Source organism: Methylobacterium sp. GXF4, from assembly GCF_000272495.1.
GTDB classification, from domain to species: Bacteria; Pseudomonadota; Alphaproteobacteria; order Rhizobiales; family Beijerinckiaceae; genus Methylobacterium; species Methylobacterium brachiatum.
In genome coordinates, this window is the sequence record NZ_AKFK01000085.1 from 1 (window position 1) to 23,773 (window position 23,773).

The following is a 23,773-nucleotide window of genomic DNA, read 5'->3' on the forward strand; positions in this document are numbered from 1 at the left end:
GGCGCTGGCCGAGCAGACCGCCAGGGCCACCGAGGAGATTTCCGGCCAGATCGCCGGGATCCAGGCCTCCACCGGCGGCGCCGTGACGGCGATCGGAGCGATCACGGCGCGCATCCGGGAGATCAGCACCGTGGCGACCTCGATCGCGGCGGCGGTGGAGGAGCAAGGCGCGGCGACCCAGGAGATCGTGCGCAATGTCGGCCAGGCGGCGGCGGGCACCGGCGAGGTGACCAGCAACATCGCGGGCGTCGCGGGCGCGGCGGACGAGACCGGCCGGGCGGCCGGTCAGGTGTTGAGTGCGGCCACCGAGCTGTCGCGCCAGTCCGAGCATCTCAATGCCGAGGTCGCCCGCTTCCTCGACACGGTCCGGGCCGCCTGAGCAGCGGTGACCGAGCGAACGCTGCGCCGGGTCGTCCGATGTCGGCGCAGCGGCAGCGACGGGCCGCCTCCTACACGCCGGTCGCGATTGGTCGAGGCGATCGCAGATGAACTGCGCGGATCAGGAAACCGCACGGCTCCCTCTTCGTCTTAAAGTTTTTTTATGCGCCGTCTCATCAATTCAGGCGCCAATCTCCAGTCGAATCCGACCGGACCTAGATTTAAATGATTCCATTCTGCGGACAATATCCTGATCTTCACAAATAAATCGGATTCATGACGAACTCTCATCGAAAGCTTGACCGATAAGATCTTCGCCATATCTGGTAAGGATCATCATTTCTTAAACAGACATTTCAACTGGAGATTGTCGATGCGGTGGTTGGGGCGATTTTCCATCCGAACACTGATGTGCCTCGTGATCGGTGTCATGGCGCTGATGACGTTGGGCTACGCTGTGCGCACGCTCATCGATGCGCGGGAGCAGGCCGCGCAATCGCGGGAAGCCGCGACGCTGGCGCATGCGAGCCGGGCCCTTCTCAAGACGATCCTGCCGCTGCGTCTCGAGCGCGGTTCGACGCTCGCGCTGGGCGGTCAGGAGCCTGCGGCTGCCGATACGCTGTCGACGATCGCGAACAGCCGGAAGGAGATGATCGCGAACTTTCAGCAGAGCCAGCGTCTCCTGAGCGGCCTGGATGTTCCGGCGGTCGCCGTGACGCTCGATCGGCTGAACGCCGCGCAGGACGCCATGAACGCCCTGCGCCCCGGCATCGACGCGGCCCTGCGCCTGCCGAAGGCGCAACGCGACCCGACGCTCCAACCCGCCGTGATGACCGCCTTCCAAACGCTGGCCGATGCGTTGACCGCCACGGCTGACGCGGTGGATGGAGCCATGCCCCATTCCGACGCGCTCCTGCAGCGGTATCTGATCCTCAAGCGCTCGGCGTGGGCGACGCGCGTGGCCAGCGGCAACGTCGCGCTGCGGGTGCAGGCATCCCTGGTTGCCGGGACAGCCTGGTCCCTCGCCGAGACGGTGTCCGCAGCGGAAGAGCGCGCCACGTTGCAGAACGCCTGGTCGCGCACGGCCGAGGCCGCGACCAAGGTCTCGGACAGGGTCCGGGCCGCCTTCCAGAAGGCCAACGCCGACAATTTCGAAGGCGAGTCCAAGGCCATCGCGATCGCGGTGTTCGACGCGCTCAGCCAGCACAAGCCGCTGCGCTACACGTTCGAGGACCTGCGGCAGCGCAATACCGTCAATCAATGGTCCATCGTCGGTCTCGTCGACGCCGCGCTCGACGAGATGGTCGCGCGCGCCGAGACCCTGGCCGATGAGGCCCGTAGCATCCTGATCCGCAACGCGGCCGCGCTGCTGGCCGCGATCCTGTTCGTCGCCCTCGGCCTCCTGGCCCTGTTCGGCGGCGTGCTGCGCCCGCTCCACACCATGACGGCGACGATGCGGGCCCTGGCGGATGGCGATGCGTCCGTGGAGATACCGGCACGCGGATACCGGAACGAGGTCGGCGCGATGGCGTCGGCCGTCCAGGTGTTCAAGGACAACCTGATCCGCTCCCGCGCGCTGGAGGCGGAGACCGCCCGGGTCCGTGCGGAGGCCGAGGAGCGGCGCAAGGCCGGCCTGCACCAGCTGGCGGAAAGCTTCCAGCAGGCGGTGGGCGGCATCATCAGCCTCGTATCGGCCTCGGCGACGCAGCTGCAGGCCGCCGCCCAGACCATGACGGCCACCGCGACCCAGACCGCCAGCCAGTCCACCACGGTGGCGGCCGCGGCCGAGCAGGCGACATCCAACGTCAACACCGTGGCGGCGGCGGCCGAAGAGCTGGGCTCGTCGGTCCAGGAGATCGGGCGGCAGGTCGACGGATCGGCCAAGCTCGCCCAGGTCGCCGTCGACGAGGCCGGCCAGACGGGCATGCTGGTTCAGGAGCTGAGCAGCGCCGTCGGCCGGATCGGCGATGTCGTCGGGCTGATCTCGAACATCGCCGGGCAGACCAACCTGCTGGCGCTCAACGCCACGATCGAGGCGGCCCGGGCCGGAGAGGCGGGGCGCGGCTTTGCCGTGGTCGCTTCCGAGGTGAAGGCGCTCGCCGAGCAGACCGCCAAGGCGACCGAGGAGATCGCCGGGCAGATCGCCCGGATCCAGACCTCGACCGGCGATGCCGTGACGGCCATCGGGTCGATCAGCACGCGCATCCGGGAGATCAACAACGTGGCGACCACGATCGCCGCGGCGGTGGAGGAGCAAGGCGCGGCGACCCAGGAGATCGTGCGCAATGTCGGGCAGGCGGCGACCGGGACCGGCGAGGTCACCCGCAACATCGCGGGCGTCGCGGGTGCCGCGGACGAGACCGGCAACGCGGCGAGCCAGGTGTTGAGCGCGGCGACCGAGCTGTCGCGCCAATCCGAACACCTCAATGCCGAGGTCGCCCGCTTCCTCGACACGGTCCGGGCCGCGTGACGGACCCGCGCCGGGTCACCGGATCGTGCGATCCGGGGCCCGCCCTGTTCCCGCCCTGTTAGGAGAGTCTTACAGCCCCGACCCTACATCGCTGAGGCCGCCCCGAGACCTCGCCGCGCATGAGACGCCGTCCATGGCCGTGATCGCCGCCTTCGTGATCAATGCGGGGCTCAACTTCGTCCTCGGACTGCTGATCGCCCAGCTCCTCGGGCCAGCCGATTTCGGCCGGTTCGCTTTGGCGACCACCGGGGCGGTCGTGCTGAACACGGTGCTGTTCGAGTGGCTGCGGCTCTCGGCGACGCGGTTCTATTCGGGGCGCGTGCGCGTGGACGAGCCCTGGATCCGGCACGGGCTCGACCGGGCCTATCTGCGCATTGGCCTGCTGCTGCTCGGCGCCGCCGCCCTGTGCGGGGCGTTCGGCTTCGGCGGCGACGGGGCGGGCGGGCGCGAGGCGGTCCTGTGCGGCACGGGGCTGGCCGCGCTCGGCATCGGGGTGTTCGACTACCACGCGGCTCTGGCCCGCGCCCGGTTCGACGGCAAGCTGTATCTCGGCCTCGTGGCGGTGAAGAACGTCCTGGCCTTCATCCTGATGGCCGCGGCCGCCTGGTGGCTGCCGCAGCCGGCCTGGGTGCTGGCGGCAGCCGGCCTCAGTCAGCTCGCCGCCGTGATCCTGCTGCGGCATCCGCTGCGCGACCCCGCCATGCCGTTCGAGCGGCCGCGGCTCACCGCGACCTGGGGCATCTTCGCCCGCTACGGCCTGCCGCTGATCGCCGCCAACACCGCCTATCAGTGCCTCGCCTTCGTGAACCGGGGCGCGATCGCCGGCCATGCGGGCTTCGCCGAGGCCGGCTATTTCGCGCTCGCCGCCGACGTCACCTCGCGCTCGCTGATGACGCTGGGCACCGCCCTCGACCTGCTGCTGTTCCAGTTCGCCGTCCAGGCCGAGGAGCAGCACGGCCGCGCGGCGGCCGAGGCGCAGGTCGCCGAGAATGCCGGCACGGTGTTCGCCCTGCTGGCGCCCTGCGCGGTCGGGTTCTGGGCGGTGCTGCCGGCGCTCCAGGGGCTGGTGGTGCCCGACGCCTATCGCGGCCCGTTCGAGCGCTACAGCGTCGCGCTGATGCCCGGCCTGTTCTGCCTGGCGATGATGTTCTACGCCCTCAACCCGGTCTTCCAGATCCGCCGCCGGACCTTGCCCGTGATCGCCGCCGCCCTGGTCGGGCTCGCGGTCAACGGCGCCGGCCTGCTGCTGCTGCCCGCGCTGATGGGCGGGATGGGCGTCGCCCTGGCCCAGACGCTGGGGCTCGCCGCCGCCGCGCTCTGGCTCGGCTGGCGGGCGCTCACCGGCTCCGAGCGGATCGTGCTGCCCTGGGGCCAGATCGGCGCGGCGGCCCTCGCCTGCGGAGCGATGGGGCTGGCGCTCGCGCCGTTCCGGCACCTGCCGCCCGCCGCCGCGCTCGCGGTTCTGGTCCCGGCCGGGGCGGCGCTCTACGGGGCGCTGGTCTGGATCTTCGACATTGCCGGCCTGCGCCGTCAGGTCGTCGCGCGCCTGCGCCCGAACCGGACGATCGCCGCGGGATAGGCCGGCGCGTCTTCATCTTCCACGCTTCGCCAAGCCCGCGACGCCACCTCCGCTTGAATCCGCCGCGCGTTCCGGCGAAACCGGGTCTGGAACAAGTCCAAAAAGAACCGGGGCGGAGACGATGGGCGGCTACGAGCCCGGCACCGAGGCGGAGGCGGAAGACATCGTGCGCGCGGCTGCCGGGCGCGGCGAGCGCCTGCGGCTGGCCGGCGGCGGCACCGCCGCGGGGCTCGGCCGGCCCGCGCAGGACAGCGCGACGCTCTCCGCGCAAAAGCTCACCGGCGTGACGCTCTACGAGCCGGCCGAGATGGTGGTGGCCGCCCGGGCCGGCACGCCGCTCGCCGAGGTCGAGGCGCTGCTCGCCTCCCGGGGCCAGATGCTGCCGTTCGAGCCGATGGACTGGCGCGGCCTCTACGGCACGACCGGCGAGCCGACGCTCGGCGCCGTGGCGGCGACCAACAATGCCGGCCCCCGCCGGATCAATGCCGGCGCGGCCCGGGACAGCCTGATCGGCGTGCGCTTCGTCAACGGGCGCGGCGAGGCGATCAAGTCGGGCGGCCGGGTGATGAAGAACGTCACCGGGCTCGACCTGGTGAAGCTCATGGCCGGGGCGCACGGCACCCTCGGCCTGCTCACCGAGGTCACCTTCAAGGTGCTGCCGGCCTGCGAGCGCGTCGCCACCCTGGTGTTTGCCGGCCTCGACGATGCCCGCGCGGTCGCGGCCCTGGCAGCGGCGTTGGGCTCGCCGTTCGAGCTCACCGGCGCGGCGCATCTGCCCGCCGGCATCGGCGCCCCCGAGGCCCGGACGCTGATGCGCCTCGAAGGGTTTTCCGAGTCGATCGATTACCGGACCGGGGAATTGCGCCGCCTGCTCAAGCGCTTCGGAACGCCCGAGCTGGTTGAGGGCGAGGCCGGCACCGCCCTGTGGCGGGCGGTGCGCGACGCCAGCCCCCTGGCCGAGCCCCGCGACGCGGCCCTGTGGCGGATCTCGACGGCCCCCACCCACGGGCCGGCCCTGGTGGCGGCGATCGCGGCCAGGCGCGAGGCCCGCTGGTTCTACGATTGGGGCGGCGGCCTGATCTGGCTCGCCACCGGATCGGCCGGCGATGCCGGCGCGGCCCTCGTGCGCGCCGCTCTGCGCGACCAGGGCGGCCACGCGACGCTGGTGCGCGCCCCCGATTCCGTGCGGGCTTCCGTGCCGGTGTTCCAGCCCCTGGCGGACCCGCTGATGCGGATCACCGCCGGGATCAAGACGGCGCACGATCCCGCCGGGGTGCTGAACCCCGGCCGGATGTACGCGGGCGTTTGAGACGGGTCCCCTCCCCGCCAGACCGGGGAGCGCAGGCAGGAAGGCATCGTGCAGACCAACTTCAACCTCGCCCAGCTCGCCGATCCCGCCATGGCGGCGTCGGAGAAGATCCTGCGGACCTGCGTGCATTGCGGCTTCTGCACCGCGACCTGCCCGACCTACCTCCTGCTGGGCGACGAGCTCGATTCCCCGCGCGGGCGGATCTACCTGATCAAGGACATGCTGGAGGGCGGCAAGCCGGCCTCGCAGGAGGTGGTCAAGCACATCGACCGCTGCCTCTCCTGCCTGTCCTGCATGACCACCTGCCCGTCGGGGGTGCATTACATGCACCTCGTCGATCACGCCCGGGCCCATATCGAGACGACCTTCGCGCGCCCTGCGGGCGACCGGTTCCTGCGCGCGCTGCTGGCGCAGGTCCTGCCCTATCCGAACCGGTTCCGGCTGGCCCTGATCGCCGCCAAGCTCGGCGCGCCGTTCCGCGGGATCGTGGCGCGGCTGCCCCGGGTGGGAAACCGGCTGGCCGCGATGCTCGACCTCGCCCCGGCCCGGCTGCCCGGCAGCGAGCCGACCAACCGGGCCGGCCGCTTCGCGCCGGAAGGCGGAGCGGCGACCAGGCGCGTCGCCCTGCTGCGCGGCTGCGCCCAGAGCGTCCTGCGGCCGGACTTCAACGCCGCGGCGATCCGGCTGCTCAACCGGCACGGGATCGAGGTGGTCCATGCCGAGGAGGGCTGCTGCGGGGCGCTGACCCACCACATGGGCAAGGAGGCCTCCTCCCACGCGCTGGCCAAGCAGGCCATCGACGCCTGGGACGCGGAGATCGCCAAAGGCCTCGACGCGATCCTGGTCACCGCCTCGGGCTGCGGCACGACCATCAAGGATTACGGCTTCATGTTCCGCGAGGACCCGGCCTATGCCGAGAAGGCGCAGCGGGTCTCGAGCCTCGCCAAGGACGTGACCGAGTACGTGGCGCAGCTCGAGCTGGCGGCGACCGTGGAGAGCGACCTTGTGGTGGCCTACCACTCGGCCTGCTCGATGCAGCACGGCCAGGGCATCCGCACCGAGCCGAAGACCCTGCTCAAGCGCGCCGGCTTCACCGTGAAGGACGTGCCGGAGGGCCATATCTGCTGCGGCTCGGCCGGGACCTACAACATCCTGCAGCCCGAGCTCGCGGCGAAGCTGCGCGCCCGCAAGGTCGCCAATATCGAGCGCATCCGCCCCGACGTGATCGCCACCGGCAATATTGGCTGCGCCACGCAGATCGGGAAGGGCACCGGCATCCCGATCGTGCACACGGTGGAGCTGCTGGACTGGGCCACCGGCGGCCCGAAGCCCGCCGCCCTCGATGGCGTCGCGCCGCGGCTGGAGGCGGCGGAGTGAGGATGGCTCGGCGTGTCACCGAGCCTGCGACGGGGGATCCGACCGGATCTGCGCGACGAGAAATTCCGTCGCCCGCCGCCAAGCCTCGTCGTTGTCGCCCCGGAAATTCAGTTCACGCGTGAACAGGACCCGCCCGGACCGAGCATCGACGATCCGCGCCCACATCTGCATGATCAGCGTGCTGCTCTTGTGCACGACGCCGACGAAGGCGAGGCTCGCCCCGGCAGCACGCACGAAGCCGAGAAGGCAATCCGGCGTCTCACTCGGGCAGGCCGCACGCAGATCGTCCGGCTTAACGCGAAGCGTCCGGTACAAGTCCGGCGTCCCGAGCGCCGAGGCGAGATCGGACCCCAAAGAGGCGAGGCGCTCCGTATGTGCAGCGCGTTGGTCGGTGGGCTCGGCGGAGGTGTCGAGGAGCTTGATGGGCAACACAGCCAACACCGGCTCGGCTGCCTGGGCGAGCCTCGCAGAGGTGAGGACGCTCCCAAGCAGGATCACCACGGATATCCGCCGCCCGATATATCTCCCGCCCGGCACGCGAAGGTCCATGACACTTACCTCGAATGGGTCGCCTCAGGCGTTCCCAGGATGATAAGCGCGGCGAACCGCACGTTCTTGCCATTTCGCGCCAGCGACGCGGGCGTCGCAACGCGATGAGCGGAGTCGGTTTCACGCGGGCGCGATCGATAGGGCCGGTGATCCAGGCTGTGGAGGCGAGTGGTGGTTCGGTTGCGCGGGTATTCCGCTGGGCGGCATTGCCCGCGAGTCTAATCGACGAGCCAGATCGGCCCGTGCTGTTGCGCGATCAGTTTCGGCTTCTCACCTGCGCCGCTCGGGAGATCGGCGACGATGCGCTTCCGGCGCGGCTCTCGGTCGATAGCGGCCTCCAGGGGCTCGGGCCGCTCGGCCTCCGCGTCGCAGCAGCCCCGACACTCCGCCATGCGATCGAACGCGCCCACGCGCTGACGCCGAAACTCCTTCAGACTGCGACTTGGACGGGGCTCACCGTGCGGGGCCGGTTGGCTCAATACGGCTACGCCGTGACCGAACTGATCGGGATCGGGCGGCAGGAGAATGAAATTCTCGCCCTCGGTTATCTTCTCGGTGTGGTGCGCCATTTCATGGGGCCAAGCTGGCAGCCAACCCGGGCGATCGTGACCGGCGGGGCATTACCCGGGCGGCTTGCGATCGAGGCTGTGCTCGGCTGCCCCATCACGTTGGGACCTCATGCCGGCCTGATCTTCCCAGTCGACCTTCTGGATGCGATCAATCCAGGTCCGCTCTCGGACCTCGAGCCGGACGAAGCCGCCCCGATTCCGAATCCCGTCGATTGGGCCGCCTGCCTGACCGAGTTGCTCCGCGCCGGTGAACCCTCCGGCCCGCCGAAGCTAGATCGGCTCTGCGACAGGCTCGGGCTGACGCGCCGAACGCTACAACGGCGCCTTGAAGCCCAGGGGACATCCTTCGCGAAGATCCGAGGACAGGTCCTGATCACCCGCGCCGAGGCGCTGCTCAGAACGCCCGGTCTGCCGATCGGCGAGATTGCATACCAACTGGGTTATTCGGACCCGGCGCATTTCGGCAGGCTTCAGGCCGGTCGCCCCGGGCAGCGGCGCGGACCTTGCCGTGACGATACCGTGACATCGTCCCGCGCTTGACCCTTGCCAAATCCCTGCGGCCGTCTGTAATGATACTGACCCTTCTCCGGTCCCGCCGGCCGTCGTAACGGTTTGCGGACGCGGCCGAATTCCTTTGCGGAGACGGACGCGGCGTCGCGGTGGGCCTTTTCGGCTCGCCTTGCGGCGGCGGGTGTCTTTCCCGATCGGACAGGTGTCGCACGACGCGGTGGAGATCCTCCGCCGCATCCAGGAATTCACGGCCGGTCTCACCCGGCCGAGATTGTTTCGCGAGGTCGGAACCAGGATGGACGGACGCACGGCTCAGCATGGCGCTGCGCGTGCCCCGGAGGCGCAGGACATGCGTCGTACCGGCCCGTTCCCCCTACCGGCCAAGTTCAACCCCAGGCGCCCAGGGCGCCGAACGGCGGTTGACGGCAATTTCCCCTCGAACCCAGCCGCCTCGGTGACGAGGCCGGCTCCATGCCAGGCCACAAGCAGGTCGGGCGAGGCGCCGCCGGGACCACGGGCACGGAGAACGACGTCGGCCGCCATGCCGAGAGTCCGACATGGCCAACAAAATGCTGATCGACGCGATGCACCCGGAGGAGACCCGGGTCGTCACGGTCCACGGGTCTAGGGTCGAAGAGTTCGACTTCGAAGCCGCCAACCGGCGCCAGCTGCGCGGCAACATCTATCTCGCCAAGGTCACCCGGGTGGAGCCGTCGCTGCAGGCGGCCTTCGTGGAGTATGGCGGCAACCGCCACGGCTTCCTCGCCTTCAACGAGATCCACCCCGACTATTACCAGATCCCGCTGGCCGACCGGCAGGCGCTGCTCGAGGACGAGGCCCGCGACGCCGAGGAGCACCGCGAGCGCGAGGAGCGCCGCCGCCGGTCGCCCCGCCGCTCCCGCGGTCGCCGCGCCGAGGCCCGCTCCCGCACCGACGAGACGGTGAGCGCCGAGGACGTGTCCGAGGGCTCGCTTGGTTCCGAGGCTGCCCAGGTCCTGGAATCCCAGCAGGATTCGGACTTCCCGCAGGCCGCCGAGGCCTCGGAGGCCCAGGCGCCTGACGCCGAGACCGCGCAGACCGAGGGTCACGCCGAAGGGCACGTGGCCCCGGATGCCCAGGCCGGGCAGCCCGACACCCTCGCCGAGAACCCGGAAGCCGTGCAGGAGGCCGTCGCCTCCGAGCAAGCCGCCGGGGACATTCCCGCGCAGGCCGTCGAGGCCGTGCCGGCGACCGAGGCCGAGACTGAGACCGAGGCCCGGCCCGAGCAGCCGGCGGCCGACCGCGACGAGGCGGTCGAGCCCGAGGCCGTGGTCGCCGTGGCCGAGGCCCTGACCGTCGCCGACGCGCCGGCCGAGACGATCGCCGAGGACGCCGCTGAGGCGTCCTCCGTGCGGAGCGGGTCCGTGACCGGAGAGGCCGACGACGAGGCCGATCTGGAAGACGAGGACGAGGACGAGTCCGACTCGGACGAAGAAGACTCGGACGAAGACGATTCGGACGACGAGGACGAGGACGAGTCCGACGAGGAATCGGATGAGGATTCCGACGACCCCGACGCCGAGCCCCGGATCGCCCAGGTCGGCGGCAACGGCGACGCGCTGGCCGAGATCCCCGAGCGGCCCCGCCATTATCGCCGCCACTACAAGATCCAGGAGGTGATCAAGCGCCGCCAGATCATCCTGGTGCAGGTGGTCAAGGAAGAGCGCGGCACGAAGGGCGCGGCGCTCACCACCTACCTGTCGCTCGCCGGCCGCTACTCGGTGCTGATGCCCAATACCGGCCGCGGCGGCGGCATCTCCCGGAAGATCACCTCGGCGGCCGACCGCAAGCGCCTCAAGGAGGTCGTGGCCGATCTGGAGGTGCCGGAGGGGATGGGCGTGATCCTGCGCACCGCCGGCGCCTCGCGCTCCAAGCCCGAGATCGCCCGTGACTTCGAGTACCTGATGCGGCTGTGGGAATCGGTCCGCGAGCTGACCCTGACCTCGATGGCCCCGGCCCTGGTCTACGAGGAGGGCTCGCTGATCAAGCGGGCGATCCGCGACCTGTACAACAAGGACCTGGACGAGGTTCTGGTCTCCGGCGAGGAGGCCTATGCCGAGGCCAAGGACTTCATGCGGATGCTGATGCCCGGCCAGTCCAAGGTCGTGAAGCCCTACCGCGACCCGACGCCGATCTTCGCCCGCTACGGCGTCGAGCAGCAGCTCGACGCGATGTTCTCGACCCACGTCTCGCTGAAATCCGGCGGCTACCTGGTGATCAACCCGACCGAGGCGCTGGTCTCGATCGACGTGAACTCCGGCCGCTCGACCCGGGAGCACGACATCGAGGATACCGCGCTGCGGACGAACCTGGAGGCGGCCGAGGAGGTCGCCCGCCAGCTGCGCCTGCGCGACCTCGCGGGCCTGATCGTCATCGACTTCATCGACATGGAGGAGAAGCGCAACAACCGCGCGGTCGAGAAGAAGCTCAACGAGTGCCTGAAGAACGACCGCGCCCGCATCCAGGTCGGCCGGATCTCGCCCTTCGGCCTGATGGAGATGAGCCGCCAGCGCATCCGCACCGGCGTGCTCGAATCCTCCTCGATCCCCTGCGTGCATTGCGGCGGCTCGGGCTACGTGCGGGCCACCGCCTCGGTGGCGCTGCACATCCTGCGCTCCATCGAGGAGGCGCTGCTCAAGTCGGCCTCCCACAACCTGATCCTGCGCACCCGCACCGAGGTGGCTTTGTACATCCTCAACCAGAAGCGCGGGCACCTGCGCGAGCTGGAGCTGCGCTTCGGCGTGACGATCACCATCGCGGCCGACGAGCGGCTGGCGGTGACCACCGCGTTCCAGCTCGACCGCGGCGAGCCGGCCCAGCGGGCCGAGGGCCCGGTGACGGGCGTGCGTGCGCAGGCGATCTCGCCCGCCATGGAATTCGATGACGAGGAAGAGGTCGAGGAGACCGACGAGGCCGAGGCGGATGCCGAGGGCGAGTCCGAGGAGGGCCGGTCCGAGGAGCGCGCCGACGGGTCGCGCGACGAGGGCGCCCGCGAGGACGGGACCCGCGATGAGGGCGACGGCCGTCGCCGCCGTCGTCGGCGCCGCCGGCGCGGTGGCCGCCAGGACGGCCGGTCCGAGGAGGGCCAGGCCGAGGGCGAGCGTCAGGACGAGGACGATCAGGACGAGGAGCGCGGCACCGAGGAAGCGCCCGAATCCGCCGAGGCCCCGATCGCGGCCGTGGCGTCCGAGGGCGCGGAGCCCGACGAGACCGTCGCCGGTCCGGACGAGAATGCCCGGACCGAGGAGGACGGCGCGCGCCGCCGTCGTCGCGGCCGCCGGGGCGGTCGCGGCCGCGCCGAGGGCCGGACCCGCGAGGGTGGCGACGCCGAGGGTTCGGCCGAGACGGAGTCCGATGCGGTTGCCCTGTCGGCCGAGGAGCCGGTGAGCGCCGAGGCCGTGGCCGAGGCGGTCGAGGCCGCCCCGTCCCCCGTCCACGATGAGGTCGCCGTCGACCTGCCGGTCGCGCCGACGCCGGCGCAGGAGGCCGCCGCGCAGCCGACGGAGCCGCAGGCCGCGGAAACGCAGCCCGAGCCGGCACCGACGGAGGCCGCCCCGCCGCGCGAGCCCGTCGCCGTGGTGCTGACGCAGCCCAGCGATCCGGACCGCCCCAAGCGTGCCGGCTGGTGGTCCCGGACCAAGGCCGCCCTCACCGGCGAATAAGGCCCCACGGCGCCCCCGGACATCACGGTCCGGGGGCGCCGACCGGCGAGCGGACGCCTGCGTCCAATTCCAATAAGGGATGGTTATCCTTCATCTTCGGTTGAAGGTTTCGTGCGAATATGGCTCCCGAATCGACCTTCGCAGGAGCCCTCGCATGTTGAGTTTGCGCCGCAAGCGCCCGGTCCAGGATCTGGCTGGGACCGCGGCGACGGCCGACGCCCAGGCGGCCTCGCCCGTCGCGCCCTCCGGGGATGCGCTCCTGCCGAAGGCCCCCGAGCCCGATCGCGAATTGATGTCGCTCCTGGCGCGCCTGTCGGCGGCGGCCTCCGATGCCGGCACCTCGATCGGCTGGATGACGCATGACGCCTCCGGCACCGCCGAGCAGGCCCGGCTGATCGCCGCCGCCAGCGAGGAGCTCGCCGCCAGCACCAGCGAGATCGCGGCCCGCTCCTCCTCGGCCGCCGAGACCGCCGAGACCGCCCGCGCCGGCATCGCCACCTGCGTCGACGACCTGCAGCGCGCCAGCGACGGCATGCGCGGGATCGAGCAGGGTACCGAGGAGATCGGCAGCCGGCTCGACAGTTTCTCGGCTGCCGCCCTGCGGATCGAGGAGATGGCCGGGACCATCGCGGCGATCTCGGCCCAGACCAATCTGCTGGCGCTCAACGCCACGATCGAGGCGGCCCGGGCCGGCGAAGCGGGCCGCGGCTTCGCCGTCGTTGCGGCAGAGGTGAAGATGCTCTCCGCACAGACCGCGAAGGCGACGGACGAGATCCGCGCCCGGCTCGGCGGATTGCGCGAAGAGATGGCGGCGATGCAGGCCGCGGTGACGCGCAGCCGCGGCGCCGTCGAGACCGGCGCCGCCGCGATGGTGCGGGCCAATGTCCGGGTCGAGGCGGAGAGCGGCGCCGTCGCCACCGTGGCGGCCCAGATGCGCGAGGCCTCCGAGATCATGGGCCAGCAGATCCAGGCGACCGGCGAGATCGCCCGGAGCGTCGGCCGGATCGCCGAGGGCACCGACAAGGGCCGCCGGGAGATCGGCGATGCGCTGGGCCAGCTCGACCGGATCGAGGATCTCGGCCGCACCCTGCTCGACCGGCAGGCCGGCGACGACGCGGCGATGCGGCTCGCGCGCATCCCGGCCGATTGCGCCGCCTGGCGCCGGGCCATGGCGGCGACCCTCGTGGGGATGCGCTCGGTCGATACGCCCCCGGTCGGCATCCCGGCCGATCCGAGCCGCCCGGCCGCCGTGGAATCGGCCCTGACCCGGGCCCGCGACCTCGCCGCGTCCCTGGCCCGGCACATCCGCGCCCAGGCCTGGGACGAGGCGACCACGGCCTTCACCAGCTTCGAGGCGGCCCTGGTCGAGGCCAAGGCGGCGGCCGGAGCCTGAGGCTCAGTCCGCGACCAGCCCGTCCAGGCGCATGCGGGTGATCAGGGCGACCTCCTCCAGGGCGGTCGCTTCCTCGTCGGCCGGGTCCCGGGCGAGCCGCACCTCGAAGGCGGCCAGGATCTCGGCCCGGCTGCGCCCGCGCACCGCGATGATGAACGGGACGCCGAACCGCGCCCGGTAGGCCGCATTCAGGCGGTCGAAGGCCGCAGCCTCCTCCGGCGTGATGCGGTCGAGGCCGGCGCTGCCCTGCTCGCGCGTCGATTCCGCCGTCAGGCTGCGGGCCCGGGCCTCCGGGCCGGCGAGCTCCGGGTGGTTGTTGAGGAAGGCGCGGCGCCGCTCCGCCGGGGCGGCGCGCACCGCCTGCATCATCGCGTCGTGCAGGGCGCCGACGCTGGCGAAGGGCCGGTGCGGCCAGGCGGCCTCCGCCACCCAGGGCGCGTGCTCGAACACGCCGCCGAGCAGCGCCACGAAAGCCTCCGCCTCCATCCGGTTGATCGCGGCGAGATCCGGCATGGCCTCAGCTGCCGCGATAGGTGGTGAAGCTCGCGGGCGCGCACAGCATCGGCACGTGGTAGTGCTGCCGGGCGTCGAAGATCGCGAAGCGCACCACCGGGTCGTCGATGAAGATGTCGGCCTCGGCTGTGCCCGGGCGCTGCCGGAAATAGTCGCCGACGTGGAAGACCAGCTCGTACTGGCCGGTCCGGGCCTCGTCGGCGGGCAGGATCGGCGCATCGGTGCGCCCGTCCGCGTTGGTCACCGCGCTGCGCACCAGCCGCCACCTCTCACCGTCCAGCACCGAGAGCTCGATGCGCACCCCGGCAGCCGGGCGGCCGCGATCGGTGTCGAGGACATGGGTCGAGATGCCGGCCATGGATGCGCAGTCCCGGTAGGGTTGGGCTCAGCTGCCGCGGTAGTAGGAATAGCCCCAGGGCGTGAACAGCACCGGCAGGTGGTAGCGCTGGCGCGGATCGCGGATCTGGAAGCGGATCGGCACGCGGTCGAGGAAGTTGGGGCTCGGGAGCGCCACGCCGAGGGCGGCGAAATATGCCCCGACATGCAGCAGAACTTCGTAGCGGCCGGGCTTCAGCGCGTCGTCGACCAGAAGCGGTTCGGCCGGGCGACCATTGGCCGTCGTGGTGACCGTCTTGATCGGCCGGTACAGGTCGCCCTCGCGGATCGACAGGTCGCAGACCAGGCCGGCCCCCGGGGTGCCGTGGGCGTTGTCGATCGCGTGCAGGGTCAGCCGGGGCCCGAGCCCGGCCTGCGAGGTCGGGGCCGCGGCGAGCGGCCCGGGATGGGTGCCCGACGCGGGAGCAGCTCCGCTGGGCTGCGCCTGGGACGGCGTCCCGGCCACAGCCACGGCGCCGCCGAGGCCGAGCCCGCCAAGGCTCCGGCGGGTCAGGGCGATACGGTCCACGCCGGTCCCCCGCTCGTCCGAACCGAACGCCCCTCGCCCCGGGATGCGGCGCGTTTCGGCCGCACAGGGTGACAGAACCGGTGTGAAACGGATCGCGACCGCATTCCGCCTGCCCCTCGCGCCATCGACACGCCCGGTCTCGCAAAGGCCGAGCCAGCCGTCGAGGGCCTCAGGGTGTCTCGGGGTCGGTCGGCGGGGGCGACGGTGCGGCATCGGCCTTCTTGCGGTCGCGCTCCTTGCGCAATTCCCGCTCGGCCAGAAGCCAGAACTCGATCTCGAACCCCTCCGGCCGGTGATTGCGCTCCCACAACTCGTAGGCGCGCTCCCGGATCTGCTCGAACGGGATCGCGTCCGGCGCGCCCCTGTCCTCGGACCGGTTCGGGGGCGGGCGCGGCCCGCTCTCCGGAGCGCTGGGCTCCGGAGCGGACCGTATGTCGGGACCGGTTTCCGGCGCCTCGTCTTTCATCAGGAGGCCGGCCTGTCGAGATAGGCGGCAACGCTGGTGATGCGGCTTCCCACCATGGTCACGGCCTTGCGCAGCCGCTCCTCGCTGACACCGAAGCGCTGCGCCCACTCCTCGCGCATCACCCGGTCGTAGATGTCGATATGCGTCTTGCCTCTGAACTCGGTGGACATGGTTCGCACGCTCTGGATTGCTGGTCAGCCGCGGCCGGGCCGGGCTGTCTCAAGGGACAACCGGAGAGGGCGGGATCGGTTGCCAGGCATCGTTCGATCGGACGGCGCCTTCGGATCGCGGAGGCGGCGGCGGGCAAGCCCTCGGTCGTCGGCCGCCTGAACCGGCCTCGATCCGGATGCAAGCGCCCGTCTGAGACGTCGTATTTTTGGACGATCGGTCTTCCGGTTCGTCACCCGGCGCTGCCCCCAACCGGGCGGCGCTCGGCCGGCGCTTCCTCCGCGCGGACCGACTCGCACAGGAAGGGCGATGGCGGGGCCTCGACGCCGCGCCAGCGGGCATAGGCCCAGGGGCGATACCAGGCGGCCCCATCCGGAAGGCGGTCGGGCACGAGATCGATGCCGTGCGTGCCGAACGGACCGCAGCGGCAGATCCGCGAGAAGCCCATCCAGGCCCCCGGCCAGACCCCGTGCCGGGCGATCGCCTGGTCGGTATATTCGGAGCAGCTCGGCCAGTGCCGGCACTGGCGGCCGATCAGGCCCGACAGGGTGAGCTGGTAGGTGCGAATCGCCCAATGCGCGGCGCGGCGGACCATCGGGCCCTACGCGGCCGCCTGACGCTTGATGGCGATCTGGTCGAGGGCGTCGACCACCGCGTCGAAGGTCAGCAGGGTCGAGGCGTGCCGCGCCTTGAAATCCCGCACCGGCTCCAGGACCGCGAGATCCGCCCAGGCGCCCCCGGGGGCCGGGCCGTTCTCCTTCAGCATCGCCCGCATGGATTCGCGGACATTGCGCAACTCCTCCGCGCTGGCGCCGACCACGTGGCGGCCCATCAGCGACGAGGAGGCCTGGCCCAGGGCGCAGGCCCGGACCTCCTGGGCGAAATCGGCCACGCGGCCGTCCTCGCCCAGGACGAGGTCGACCGTCACCGTCGAGCCGCACAGGCGGGAATGCGCGGTGGCGCTGGCGTCGGGCCGTTCCAGGCGTCCCAGCCGCGGGATATCGGCGGCCAGTTCGAGGATACGGCGGTTATAGATGTCGTCGAGCATCGGGGCCTCGGCCGGGTGCGTCATCCGATCGGGCTTTTGCCCATCGGGATTCTGCCGCGCGACGCGTGCATTGCGTGTTGCCGCGCGAACAATGATATAGGCCGCATGCGGTCGCTTCGCGAGGAGGCGGCTCGTCGACCAGGGTCGCGCCCACGGCCAAGGTAGTTCCCACGGCTCAAGTCCAACCGGGGCGCCGGCTCGAAGCTGTTTCGAGCCCGGGATCTCCCTCTCAGCCCGACGCGATCCGACGATGTATGCCAAGCCTGATAGCACCACGATGAAGTCCCGTGTGGCGCGGGCCGGAGATGCCATGGATGCCGCGCTTAAATCACTGTCCTACCGGGGTGAGGGAAACGGTCTGGACCGTGGCGGCCTCGATGGGCGAGATCTGGGACAGAGTCTGACGGGTATGCGCAACGACAACCGCCCGGTCGATGACGGCCGCCCCGCTCCGGTCGAGATCGCGCCCGAGCCCGCCTCCGCCACCCGCGTGCCCGAGGGCATCGAGACCGGCCGACCGAGCCGCGCCGAGGCCGAGGCCGCCGTGCGCACGCTCCTGCGCTGGGCCGGCGACGACCCGAACCGCGAGGGCCTGCGCGACACGCCGGCCCGGGTCGCCAAGGCTTTCGGGCAGCTGTTCGGCGGCTACGAGATGGACGCCGAGGCCCTGCTGGCCCGGGTCTTCGAGGAGGTCGAGGGCTATTCGGACATCGTGCTGGTGCGCGACATCCCGTTCTACTCTCATTGCGAGCACCACATGGTGCCGTTCATGGGGCTCGCCCATATCGCCTATTACCCGACCCGCGGCGTCGTCGGGCTCTCGAAGCTCGCCCGCGTGGTCGACACCTTCGCGCGCCGCCTCCAGACGCAGGAGACGATGACCGCCCAGATCGCCGACGTGATCGAGAGCATCCTCAAGCCCCGCGGCGTCGCCGTGATGGTCGAGGCCGAGCATCTCTGCATGGCGATGCGCGGCGTGCAGAAGGCCGGCGTCTCGACCATCACCAGCCAGTTCCGCGGCGTGTTCAAGGACGACGCCAGCGAGCAGGTGCGCTTTCTCACGCTGGTGCGCGGCGGGACCAAGTAACCGCGGGCCGGATCGCCCGATCGGGCGGCCACCGTCACGCGGTCTTCATCGATCAGCCTACACGCAATAGCCTCGACGCAGCTTTACCGGACTCGCTTCTGCCGCCATGACCGCAAGCGACATCGCTTTCGATCCCCCCGGCACCCGGGCCGAGGTCGAGGAAGGCACGACCTTCACCCCGCGCTTCGACCGGGACGGCCTGGTCACCTGCATCGCGGTCGACGCCCATGACGGGCGGGTGCTGATGCTCGCCTACATGAACGCCGAATCGCTGGCCCGGACCATCGCCACCGGCGAGGCCTGGTACTGGTCGCGGTCCCGGCAGGAGCTCTGGCACAAGGGCGCGACCAGCGGGCAGATCCAGCGCGTCGTCGAGATGCGGGTCGATTGCGACCAGGACGCGCTGCTGATCCGCGTCGAGGTCGGCGGCGATGGCGGCTGCTGCCATACCGGCCGCCGCGCCTGCTTCTATCGCCGGGTCGTCCGCGGGCCGGATGGCGCCGTCGCCCTGGAGGCGGCCGGGACATGAGCTCGTCCCTTGCCTTGCAGTGGCAAGAGTGTCCGGCCGTCCCCCATTTCCTTCCCGGCACCGTCGAGCCGATCCGCCCCCCGCCCAGCGCCGGCCCCCGCATCGGGCTGGCGCTGGGCGGCGGCTCGGCCCGGGGCTGGGCCCATATCGGGGTGATCCGCGCCCTCGAGGAAGGGGGCATCCATCCCACCGTGGTGGCGGGCTGCTCGATCGGCGCCGTGGTCGGCGCCTGCTACGCCGCCGGCCGCCTCGACCGCCTGGAATCCTTCGCCCGGGAGCTGACACGGCGCCGGGTGGTCCGGCTGATCGACCCGCGCTTTCCCGGTTCCGGGCTGATCGCCGGCAACCGCCTGCGTCAGCGGCTGTTCGCCGATCTCGGCACGCGCCGAATCGAGACCCTGCCGATCCGCTTCGGCTGCGTCGCCACCGAGTTCGGCAGCGGCCTGGAAGTGAGCCTGACCGAGGGCCCGACGGTCGAGGCGGTGCGCGCCTCCTACGCGATCCCCGGCCTGTTCCCGCCCGTGACCCATGAGGGGCGGGTGCTGATGGACGGGACGCTGGTCAACCCGGTGCCGGTGGCGCTCGCCCGCACGCTCGGGGCCGACCTCGTGATCTGCGTGAACCTCAACGGCGATACCGGCGGCCCGGTGGTGCACGAGGTGCCGACCCCGGCTCCGCGGCGCAGCTTCCTGCAGCTGATCCGCGCGCGCCTGCCCGGCTTCGAGCCCCAGGAGCCGGAGATCCCTGTGCCGGGCATCGCCCGGGTGGTGCTCGGCGCCTTCAACATCACCCAGGACCGGATCTCCCGGGCGCGGCTGGAGCGCGACCCGCCGGACGTGGCGATCGGGCCGGATGTCGCCGGTTTCGGCCTGTTCGACTTCCATAAGGCCGACGAGGGGATCGCGATCGGCTACCGGGCGGCCCGGGCGGCCCTGCCCCGGATCCGTGCCGTCGTGAACGGCGCGGCCGCGCGGGCCTAGCGACCCATCCGGCTAAGCAATTGCCGGCCCTCGGAAAAAGACGGTGCCCGATCCATCGCACGGTCGGCCGGTTTCGCGCCAGGATCGTCACGCGGTTGTCGCAGCCGGTTGCGATGGGCCCTCATCGACCTAGAGGGCTTCCAATGTATTCGAGCCGCCGCCAGATCCTTCTCTCCGGGGGGGCCAGCCTCGTCGGGATGGCGACCGGCCTGGCCCGTCCCGGCCTGAGCCGGGCCGCCGACCGGCCGCTCCTCAGCCACGGCCTCCAATCCGGCGATGTCGGCACCGATTCCGCCGTGGTCTGGGCCCGCTCCGACCGGCCGGCCCGGGCGATCATCGAGTGGGCGACCACCGAGAGCTTCTCCGAGATCCGCGGCGGGGTCTTCGCCGACGCGCTGCCCGAGAGCGACGGCACCGTGAAGGTGGCGCTGACCGGGCTGCCGCCGGGTCAGGACGTGTTCTACCGGGTCCGGCTCCAGGACGTCGCCGCGCCGACCATCGTCGGCCCCGCGCAGGTCGGCCGGTTCCGCACAGCGCCGGCGGACAAGCGCTCGGTCTCGTTCTGCTGGTCGGGCGACACGGTCGGCCAGGGCTGGGGCATCGACGAGGCCCGGGGCGGCATGACGATCTACTCGGCGATCCTGAAGAACCGGCCGGACTTCTTCATCCATTCCGGCGACACGATCTACGCCGACGGGCCGATCCAGTCCGAGGTGAAGCTCCCGGACGGTAGCCTCTGGCGCAACCGCGTCACCGAGGAGGTGTCGAAGCCCGCCGAGTCGCTCGCCGAGTTCCGCGGGCGCCACAAGTACAACCTCACCGACCGGAACGTGCTGGCGATGAACGCCGCGGTGCCGATCCTGGCCCAGTGGGACGACCACGAGGTCACCAACAACTGGTGGCCGGGCGAGCCGCTCACCCGGGCCGAGCACCTGAAGAAGAAATACGCCGACCCGAACGTGCTCGCGCTGCAGCTGCGCGCGGCCCGGGCGTTCCACGAATACATGCCGATGCGCTTCGAGCCGGCCGAGCCCGGTCGGGTCTACCGCAAGATCGCCTACGGCCCCCTGGTCGACGTGTTCATGCTCGACATGCGCTCCTACCGGGGCCCGAACGGCGAGAACCTGCAGAAGGAATACGGTCCCGACGCGTATTTCCTCGGGCCGCAGCAGATCGCCTGGCTGAAGCGGGCGCTCACCGAGTCGCGCGCCACCTGGAAGGTGATCGCCGCCGACATGCCGCTCGGCCTCGTGGTGACCTACGACGTCGACCGCGATTTCGGCTCGGAGGCGGTGGCGCAGGGCGACGGACCGCCGCTCGGGCGCGAGCTGGAGATCGCGGACCTGCTGCGCTTCATCAAGCAGTCCAAGATCCGCAACACGGTGTGGCTGACCGCGGACGTGCACTACACGGCCGCGCATTACTACGACCCCAACAAGGCGCAGTTCCAGGATTTCGACCCGTTCTGGGAGTTCGTCTCCGGGCCGCTCCATGCCGGCACCTTCGGGCCCAACGCGCTGGACAACACGTTCGGCCCGCAGCTGCGCTACGTGAAGGCCCCCGAGAAGGGCCAGGTGAACCTGTCGCCGGCCGCCGGCTATCAGTTCTTCGGCCATGTCGCGGTGGACGGCACCACCGAGCAGATGACCGTCACCCTCAAGGACGCGGCCGACACCGATCTCTGGCACGTCACCCTTGACCCCGCGAAGGCCTGAGGGACGCCGCGCGCCGGCCGGACCTCCGCCTCCAGCCGGCGAATCCCCCTAGGCCGTGGTGATGTAGTCGCGCAGGGCCTGGTGCTCCGCCTCGACGGTGGCGATGCGGCGCGCGACCACGTCGCCGATCGAGATCAGGCCGGCGAGACGGCCGTTCTCGCAGACCGGGACGTGGCGGAAGCGCCCCTCGGTCATGAGGCCCATCACCTCCTCGATCGTGGTGCTCTTGCCGCAGGTGGTGACGTCGGCGGTCATGTGGTCCGAGACCGGCGCGTCGAAGGTCGCGCCCCCGTGGCGCGCGAGCGCCCGCATGATGTCGCGCTCGGAGATGATGCCGGCCACCGACCCATCGGCATGCGCGACCACGAGGGCACCGATCCGCTTCTCGGCCAGGATCTGGATCACCTCCTCGAGGGTCTTGTCGGGGCTCACGGTGACGACGGAGCTGCCCTTCTCGGCGAGGATGCGTGCGACGGTCATGGCTCTCTCCCTGTGACGCGGTGCGTGCGCCGTCAGCCGCGGCGCCTTCGTTACGCTGTCGTCCGGGTTGGCCCCGGCTCGTTCACATTATGGCGAGTGTGTGACCGAACCGCCGCGTTGGCAAGGTGCTCAGATCCGGGCGGTTTCGCGCCGGTCCAGAAACGGGAACAGCAGAAAGCCCGCGATGAAGCCGCCGAGATGCGCGTCCCACGCGATGGCGGCGTTCTCGCCCACCAGCGGCACGCTCACGAGCCCGAACAGCAGGTTGGTCACGAGCCAGATCGCCAGGAAGGCCACCGCGGTCCGGTTGCGCAGGAGTTCGGGGATCGTCTCGGCCGGCCGGTGCGGCGGCAATTGCCAGGGCTGCCCGGTATAGCCCGACGCGGGGGGCTGGAACACGAAACGGGCGGCTGCCGCCATCAGGGCCGAGATCCCCGCCGAGGCGCCCACCAGCGGTCCCGCGCTCAAGGGATCGACCATCACGTGCAGCAGGCCGCCGGCCACCGTGCCGGCCAGCGCGATCAGGCCATAGCGCCAGGCGCCGCAGCGCCGGGCCACGGGCGACCCGAAGGCGGCGAGCCACACGCTGTTGAAGATCACATGCATCCAGGAGCCGTGCAGCAGGGCGTAGGTGCCCAGGGTCCAGGGCTGCAGCGCGTGCTCGGAGGTGATGTAGCGGGCGAACGCCTCGCGGGCGGCCTCCATGTCGGGGTCGCCGGCGCCGGCCGCCGCCTGGATCACGTCGGCGGCCTTCCCGGGATCGAACCATACCGTCCAGCGGGCGGGCACCAGGGCGAGGTCGAGGACGACCCGGATGTCGAGGGTGTCCGGCAGCACGAACTCGCGCAAGGCCTGGATCGCCATCAGCAATCCGATCGAGAGCGTCACCACCCCCGGCATGTTGAACACGGGCACGCGGCTCTGGCGCGGGAATTCGGGGGAGGCATCCATCCCGGCACCATGTCGGGGCTCTAGGGGGTCGGGCAAGTCCCGGCGACGTATTGAAGCCTTTTCAGGTGACGTTTAGCGGCCATGGCGCTGTCGAAGTGACCGGGCATCGCCGGGCCACGGCACCGGCTGAGCCATCCCGGGCACCGGGTCCCACACCGAGCGAGATCCCAAAAAAATCCCGCGTCGGCCGGCACGGCGTATGCGCCGGGAGCCTCAGATCGCCCCGGATCGCCGGCCCGTCCCACGCGGATGTGCCAGGTTGATCCGGGGACGGACACCAGGCGTATCGATTCGGGACTCCGATGAAACATCCCACGAGCCGCATGCTCCATGCCTATTGGGAGCGCCTGCGCGGCGAGCGCGCCGCGCCCGAGCGCTCCGAGATCGAGCCGGGCGAGATCCGGCATCTCTTGGCCGACAGCCTGATCCTGGAACTCGACATGGCCACGCGCTCGGCCACGGTCCGGCTCGCCGGCACGCGGGTCTGCGCCCTCTACGGCCGCGAGCTGAAGGGCGAGACCTTCGCCAGCCTGTGGGGGTCGGAGGCGCCCGATCCCTGGCGCATCGTCGACATCGTCGACATCGTCGCCAGCGACACACTGGGCGTGGTGGCGGGCCTGCGCGGCCTGAACACGGCCGGCGAGGCGGTGGATCTCGAGCTGCTGCTGCTGCCGCTGCGCCATCGCGGGCGCATGCAGGTCCGGGCGCTCGGGACCCTGAGCCTCGACAGCACGCCCCATTGGATCGGCCTGCGCCCCCTGGTGGAGGCGGAGACCACCTCCCTGCGCATCCTGCCCGGCCGCAGGATGGAGGCCGCTCCGCCGGCGCGATCGGCCCTTCGGGGGCCGGCCGGCTTTCCCGGTCCGGTGCGCCGGGGCCATCTTCTCGTGCATGCCGGCGGGCGGGCCTGACACCGCGAGCCGAAACCTGAATTCAGGACATCCGGCACGGGTTTTTACGAACGGATATCGCAGGCGATCGGCATAAAAATCGACGTTAACAGGTCAGCCCTGATCCAATGGTCGCGCACGACAGAAAAATCCGTCCCGCGGCGGATATTGCCGAAGCAGGAAAAAGGCTTTCGTAACAGTCCGGGT

22 protein-coding genes and 1 pseudogene are annotated in these 23,773 nt (G+C 71.0%); 13 read left to right on the top strand and 10 right to left on the bottom strand.

Annotated elements, in window-relative coordinates; all coding sequences use genetic code 11:
• From WYO_RS23620 to glcF, 5 genes and pseudogenes are all read left to right on the top strand, one after another.
• Positions 1 to 379 (top strand): annotated as a pseudogene (locus tag WYO_RS23620) (methyl-accepting chemotaxis protein); the annotation flags it as partial.
• Between the two features lie 372 nt (positions 380 to 751).
• Positions 752 to 2,848, top strand: a complete 2,097-nt coding sequence (locus WYO_RS23625; RefSeq protein ID WP_007567322.1) for a HAMP domain-containing methyl-accepting chemotaxis protein — start codon at positions 752 to 754, stop codon at positions 2,846 to 2,848.
• 133 nt (positions 2,849 to 2,981) lie between these two features.
• Positions 2,982 to 4,427: a polysaccharide biosynthesis C-terminal domain-containing protein gene (locus tag WYO_RS23630; RefSeq protein WP_007567324.1), complete on the top strand. Its 1,446-nt coding sequence runs from the start codon at positions 2,982 to 2,984 to the stop codon at positions 4,425 to 4,427.
• Positions 4,428 to 4,548: 121 nt separating this feature from the next.
• On the top strand, positions 4,549 to 5,736 hold the full coding sequence (locus WYO_RS23635; protein WP_007567326.1) for an FAD-binding protein: 1,188 nt from the start codon (positions 4,549 to 4,551) through the stop codon (positions 5,734 to 5,736).
• Between the two features lie 48 nt (positions 5,737 to 5,784).
• A complete protein-coding gene (glcF, locus tag WYO_RS23640) occupies positions 5,785 to 7,113 on the top strand; it encodes a glycolate oxidase subunit GlcF (RefSeq protein WP_007567328.1) in 1,329 nt (442 codons plus the stop codon).
• 15 nt (positions 7,114 to 7,128) lie between these two features.
• Here glcF and WYO_RS23645 read toward each other — a convergent pair whose 3' ends face one another.
• Positions 7,129 to 7,614, bottom strand: coding sequence for a DUF2380 domain-containing protein (locus WYO_RS23645; protein ID WP_244424283.1), 486 nt, complete (start codon positions 7,612 to 7,614; stop codon positions 7,129 to 7,131).
• A gap of 194 nt (positions 7,615 to 7,808) precedes the next feature.
• Between WYO_RS23645 and WYO_RS23650 the strand changes: the two genes are divergently transcribed.
• The 3 genes from WYO_RS23650 to WYO_RS23660 all read left to right on the top strand — a co-directional run bounded on the left by WYO_RS23650 (position 7,809) and on the right by WYO_RS23660 (position 13,835).
• Entirely contained in the window at positions 7,809 to 8,771 is a 963-nt protein-coding gene (locus tag WYO_RS23650) for an AraC family transcriptional regulator (protein WP_244424285.1), read from the top strand.
• Between the two features lie 527 nt (positions 8,772 to 9,298).
• Positions 9,299 to 12,442, top strand: coding sequence for a ribonuclease E/G (locus WYO_RS23655; RefSeq protein WP_007567335.1), 3,144 nt, complete (start codon positions 9,299 to 9,301; stop codon positions 12,440 to 12,442).
• 154 nt (positions 12,443 to 12,596) lie between these two features.
• Entirely contained in the window at positions 12,597 to 13,835 is a 1,239-nt protein-coding gene (locus WYO_RS23660) for a methyl-accepting chemotaxis protein (protein WP_007567336.1), read from the top strand.
• Positions 13,836 to 13,838: 3 nt separating this feature from the next.
• On the opposite strand, the gene uraD is transcribed toward WYO_RS23660, so the two are convergent.
• The 7 genes from uraD to WYO_RS23690 form a co-directional block, all read right to left on the bottom strand.
• Positions 13,839 to 14,348 (bottom strand): 2-oxo-4-hydroxy-4-carboxy-5-ureidoimidazoline decarboxylase, encoded by a 510-nt coding sequence (uraD, locus tag WYO_RS23665; RefSeq protein ID WP_007567338.1) that lies wholly within the window; start codon positions 14,346 to 14,348, stop codon positions 13,839 to 13,841.
• A 4-nt stretch (positions 14,349 to 14,352) separates the two neighbouring features.
• Positions 14,353 to 14,706 carry a hydroxyisourate hydrolase gene (gene uraH / locus WYO_RS23670; protein WP_007567340.1) on the bottom strand — a complete coding sequence of 118 codons (354 nt, stop codon included), beginning with the start codon at positions 14,704 to 14,706 and terminating at the stop codon, positions 14,353 to 14,355.
• A 27-nt stretch (positions 14,707 to 14,733) separates the two neighbouring features.
• On the bottom strand, positions 14,734 to 15,252 hold the full coding sequence (uraH, locus tag WYO_RS23675; protein ID WP_007567342.1) for a hydroxyisourate hydrolase: 519 nt from the start codon (positions 15,250 to 15,252) through the stop codon (positions 14,734 to 14,736).
• Positions 15,253 to 15,421: 169 nt separating this feature from the next.
• Positions 15,422 to 15,718: a DUF2934 domain-containing protein gene (locus WYO_RS32480; protein WP_007567345.1), complete on the bottom strand. Its 297-nt coding sequence runs from the start codon at positions 15,716 to 15,718 to the stop codon at positions 15,422 to 15,424.
• Positions 15,718 to 15,888 (bottom strand): DUF3606 domain-containing protein, encoded by a 171-nt coding sequence (locus WYO_RS30110; protein ID WP_007567347.1) that lies wholly within the window; start codon positions 15,886 to 15,888, stop codon positions 15,718 to 15,720. The genes WYO_RS32480 and WYO_RS30110 overlap by 1 nt, the downstream gene beginning before the upstream one ends.
• 230 nt (positions 15,889 to 16,118) lie before the next feature.
• Complete coding sequence (gene yidD / locus WYO_RS23685; protein ID WP_007567349.1) at positions 16,119 to 16,481, bottom strand: membrane protein insertion efficiency factor YidD; 363 nt, start codon at positions 16,479 to 16,481, stop codon at positions 16,119 to 16,121.
• Positions 16,482 to 16,487: 6 nt separating this feature from the next.
• The gene (locus WYO_RS23690; protein WP_007567351.1) at positions 16,488 to 16,934 is read right to left on the bottom strand and encodes an iron-sulfur cluster assembly scaffold protein; all 447 of its coding nucleotides are present in this window, start codon (positions 16,932 to 16,934) and stop codon (positions 16,488 to 16,490) included.
• Positions 16,935 to 17,184: 250 nt separating this feature from the next.
• Between WYO_RS23690 and folE the strand changes: the two genes are divergently transcribed.
• From folE to WYO_RS23710, 4 genes are all read left to right on the top strand, one after another.
• On the top strand, positions 17,185 to 18,021 hold the full coding sequence (folE, locus tag WYO_RS23695; RefSeq protein ID WP_039903946.1) for a GTP cyclohydrolase I FolE: 837 nt from the start codon (positions 17,185 to 17,187) through the stop codon (positions 18,019 to 18,021).
• Positions 18,022 to 18,127: 106 nt separating this feature from the next.
• Positions 18,128 to 18,550, top strand: coding sequence for a phosphoribosyl-AMP cyclohydrolase (gene hisI / locus WYO_RS23700; protein ID WP_007567355.1), 423 nt, complete (start codon positions 18,128 to 18,130; stop codon positions 18,548 to 18,550).
• Positions 18,547 to 19,530 carry a patatin-like phospholipase family protein gene (locus WYO_RS23705; protein WP_007567357.1) on the top strand — a complete coding sequence of 328 codons (984 nt, stop codon included), beginning with the start codon at positions 18,547 to 18,549 and terminating at the stop codon, positions 19,528 to 19,530. Before hisI ends, WYO_RS23705 begins: the two co-directional genes overlap by 4 nt.
• 143 nt (positions 19,531 to 19,673) lie before the next feature.
• Positions 19,674 to 21,245, top strand: coding sequence for an alkaline phosphatase D family protein (locus WYO_RS23710; RefSeq protein ID WP_007567359.1), 1,572 nt, complete (start codon positions 19,674 to 19,676; stop codon positions 21,243 to 21,245).
• A 48-nt stretch (positions 21,246 to 21,293) separates the two neighbouring features.
• Here the strand turns inward: WYO_RS23710 and WYO_RS23715 are convergent, their stop codons facing one another.
• Together WYO_RS23715 and WYO_RS23720 are read right to left on the bottom strand one after the other, a co-directional pair.
• Positions 21,294 to 21,725 carry a CBS domain-containing protein gene (locus tag WYO_RS23715; protein ID WP_007567361.1) on the bottom strand — a complete coding sequence of 144 codons (432 nt, stop codon included), beginning with the start codon at positions 21,723 to 21,725 and terminating at the stop codon, positions 21,294 to 21,296.
• Between the two features lie 129 nt (positions 21,726 to 21,854).
• A complete protein-coding gene (locus WYO_RS23720) occupies positions 21,855 to 22,676 on the bottom strand; it encodes a rhomboid family intramembrane serine protease (protein ID WP_007567363.1) in 822 nt (273 codons plus the stop codon).
• Positions 22,677 to 22,978: 302 nt separating this feature from the next.
• Between WYO_RS23720 and WYO_RS23725 the strand changes: the two genes are divergently transcribed.
• Positions 22,979 to 23,587 (top strand): PAS domain-containing protein, encoded by a 609-nt coding sequence (locus WYO_RS23725; protein ID WP_007567364.1) that lies wholly within the window; start codon positions 22,979 to 22,981, stop codon positions 23,585 to 23,587.
• Positions 23,588 to 23,773: the final 186 nt, after the last annotated feature.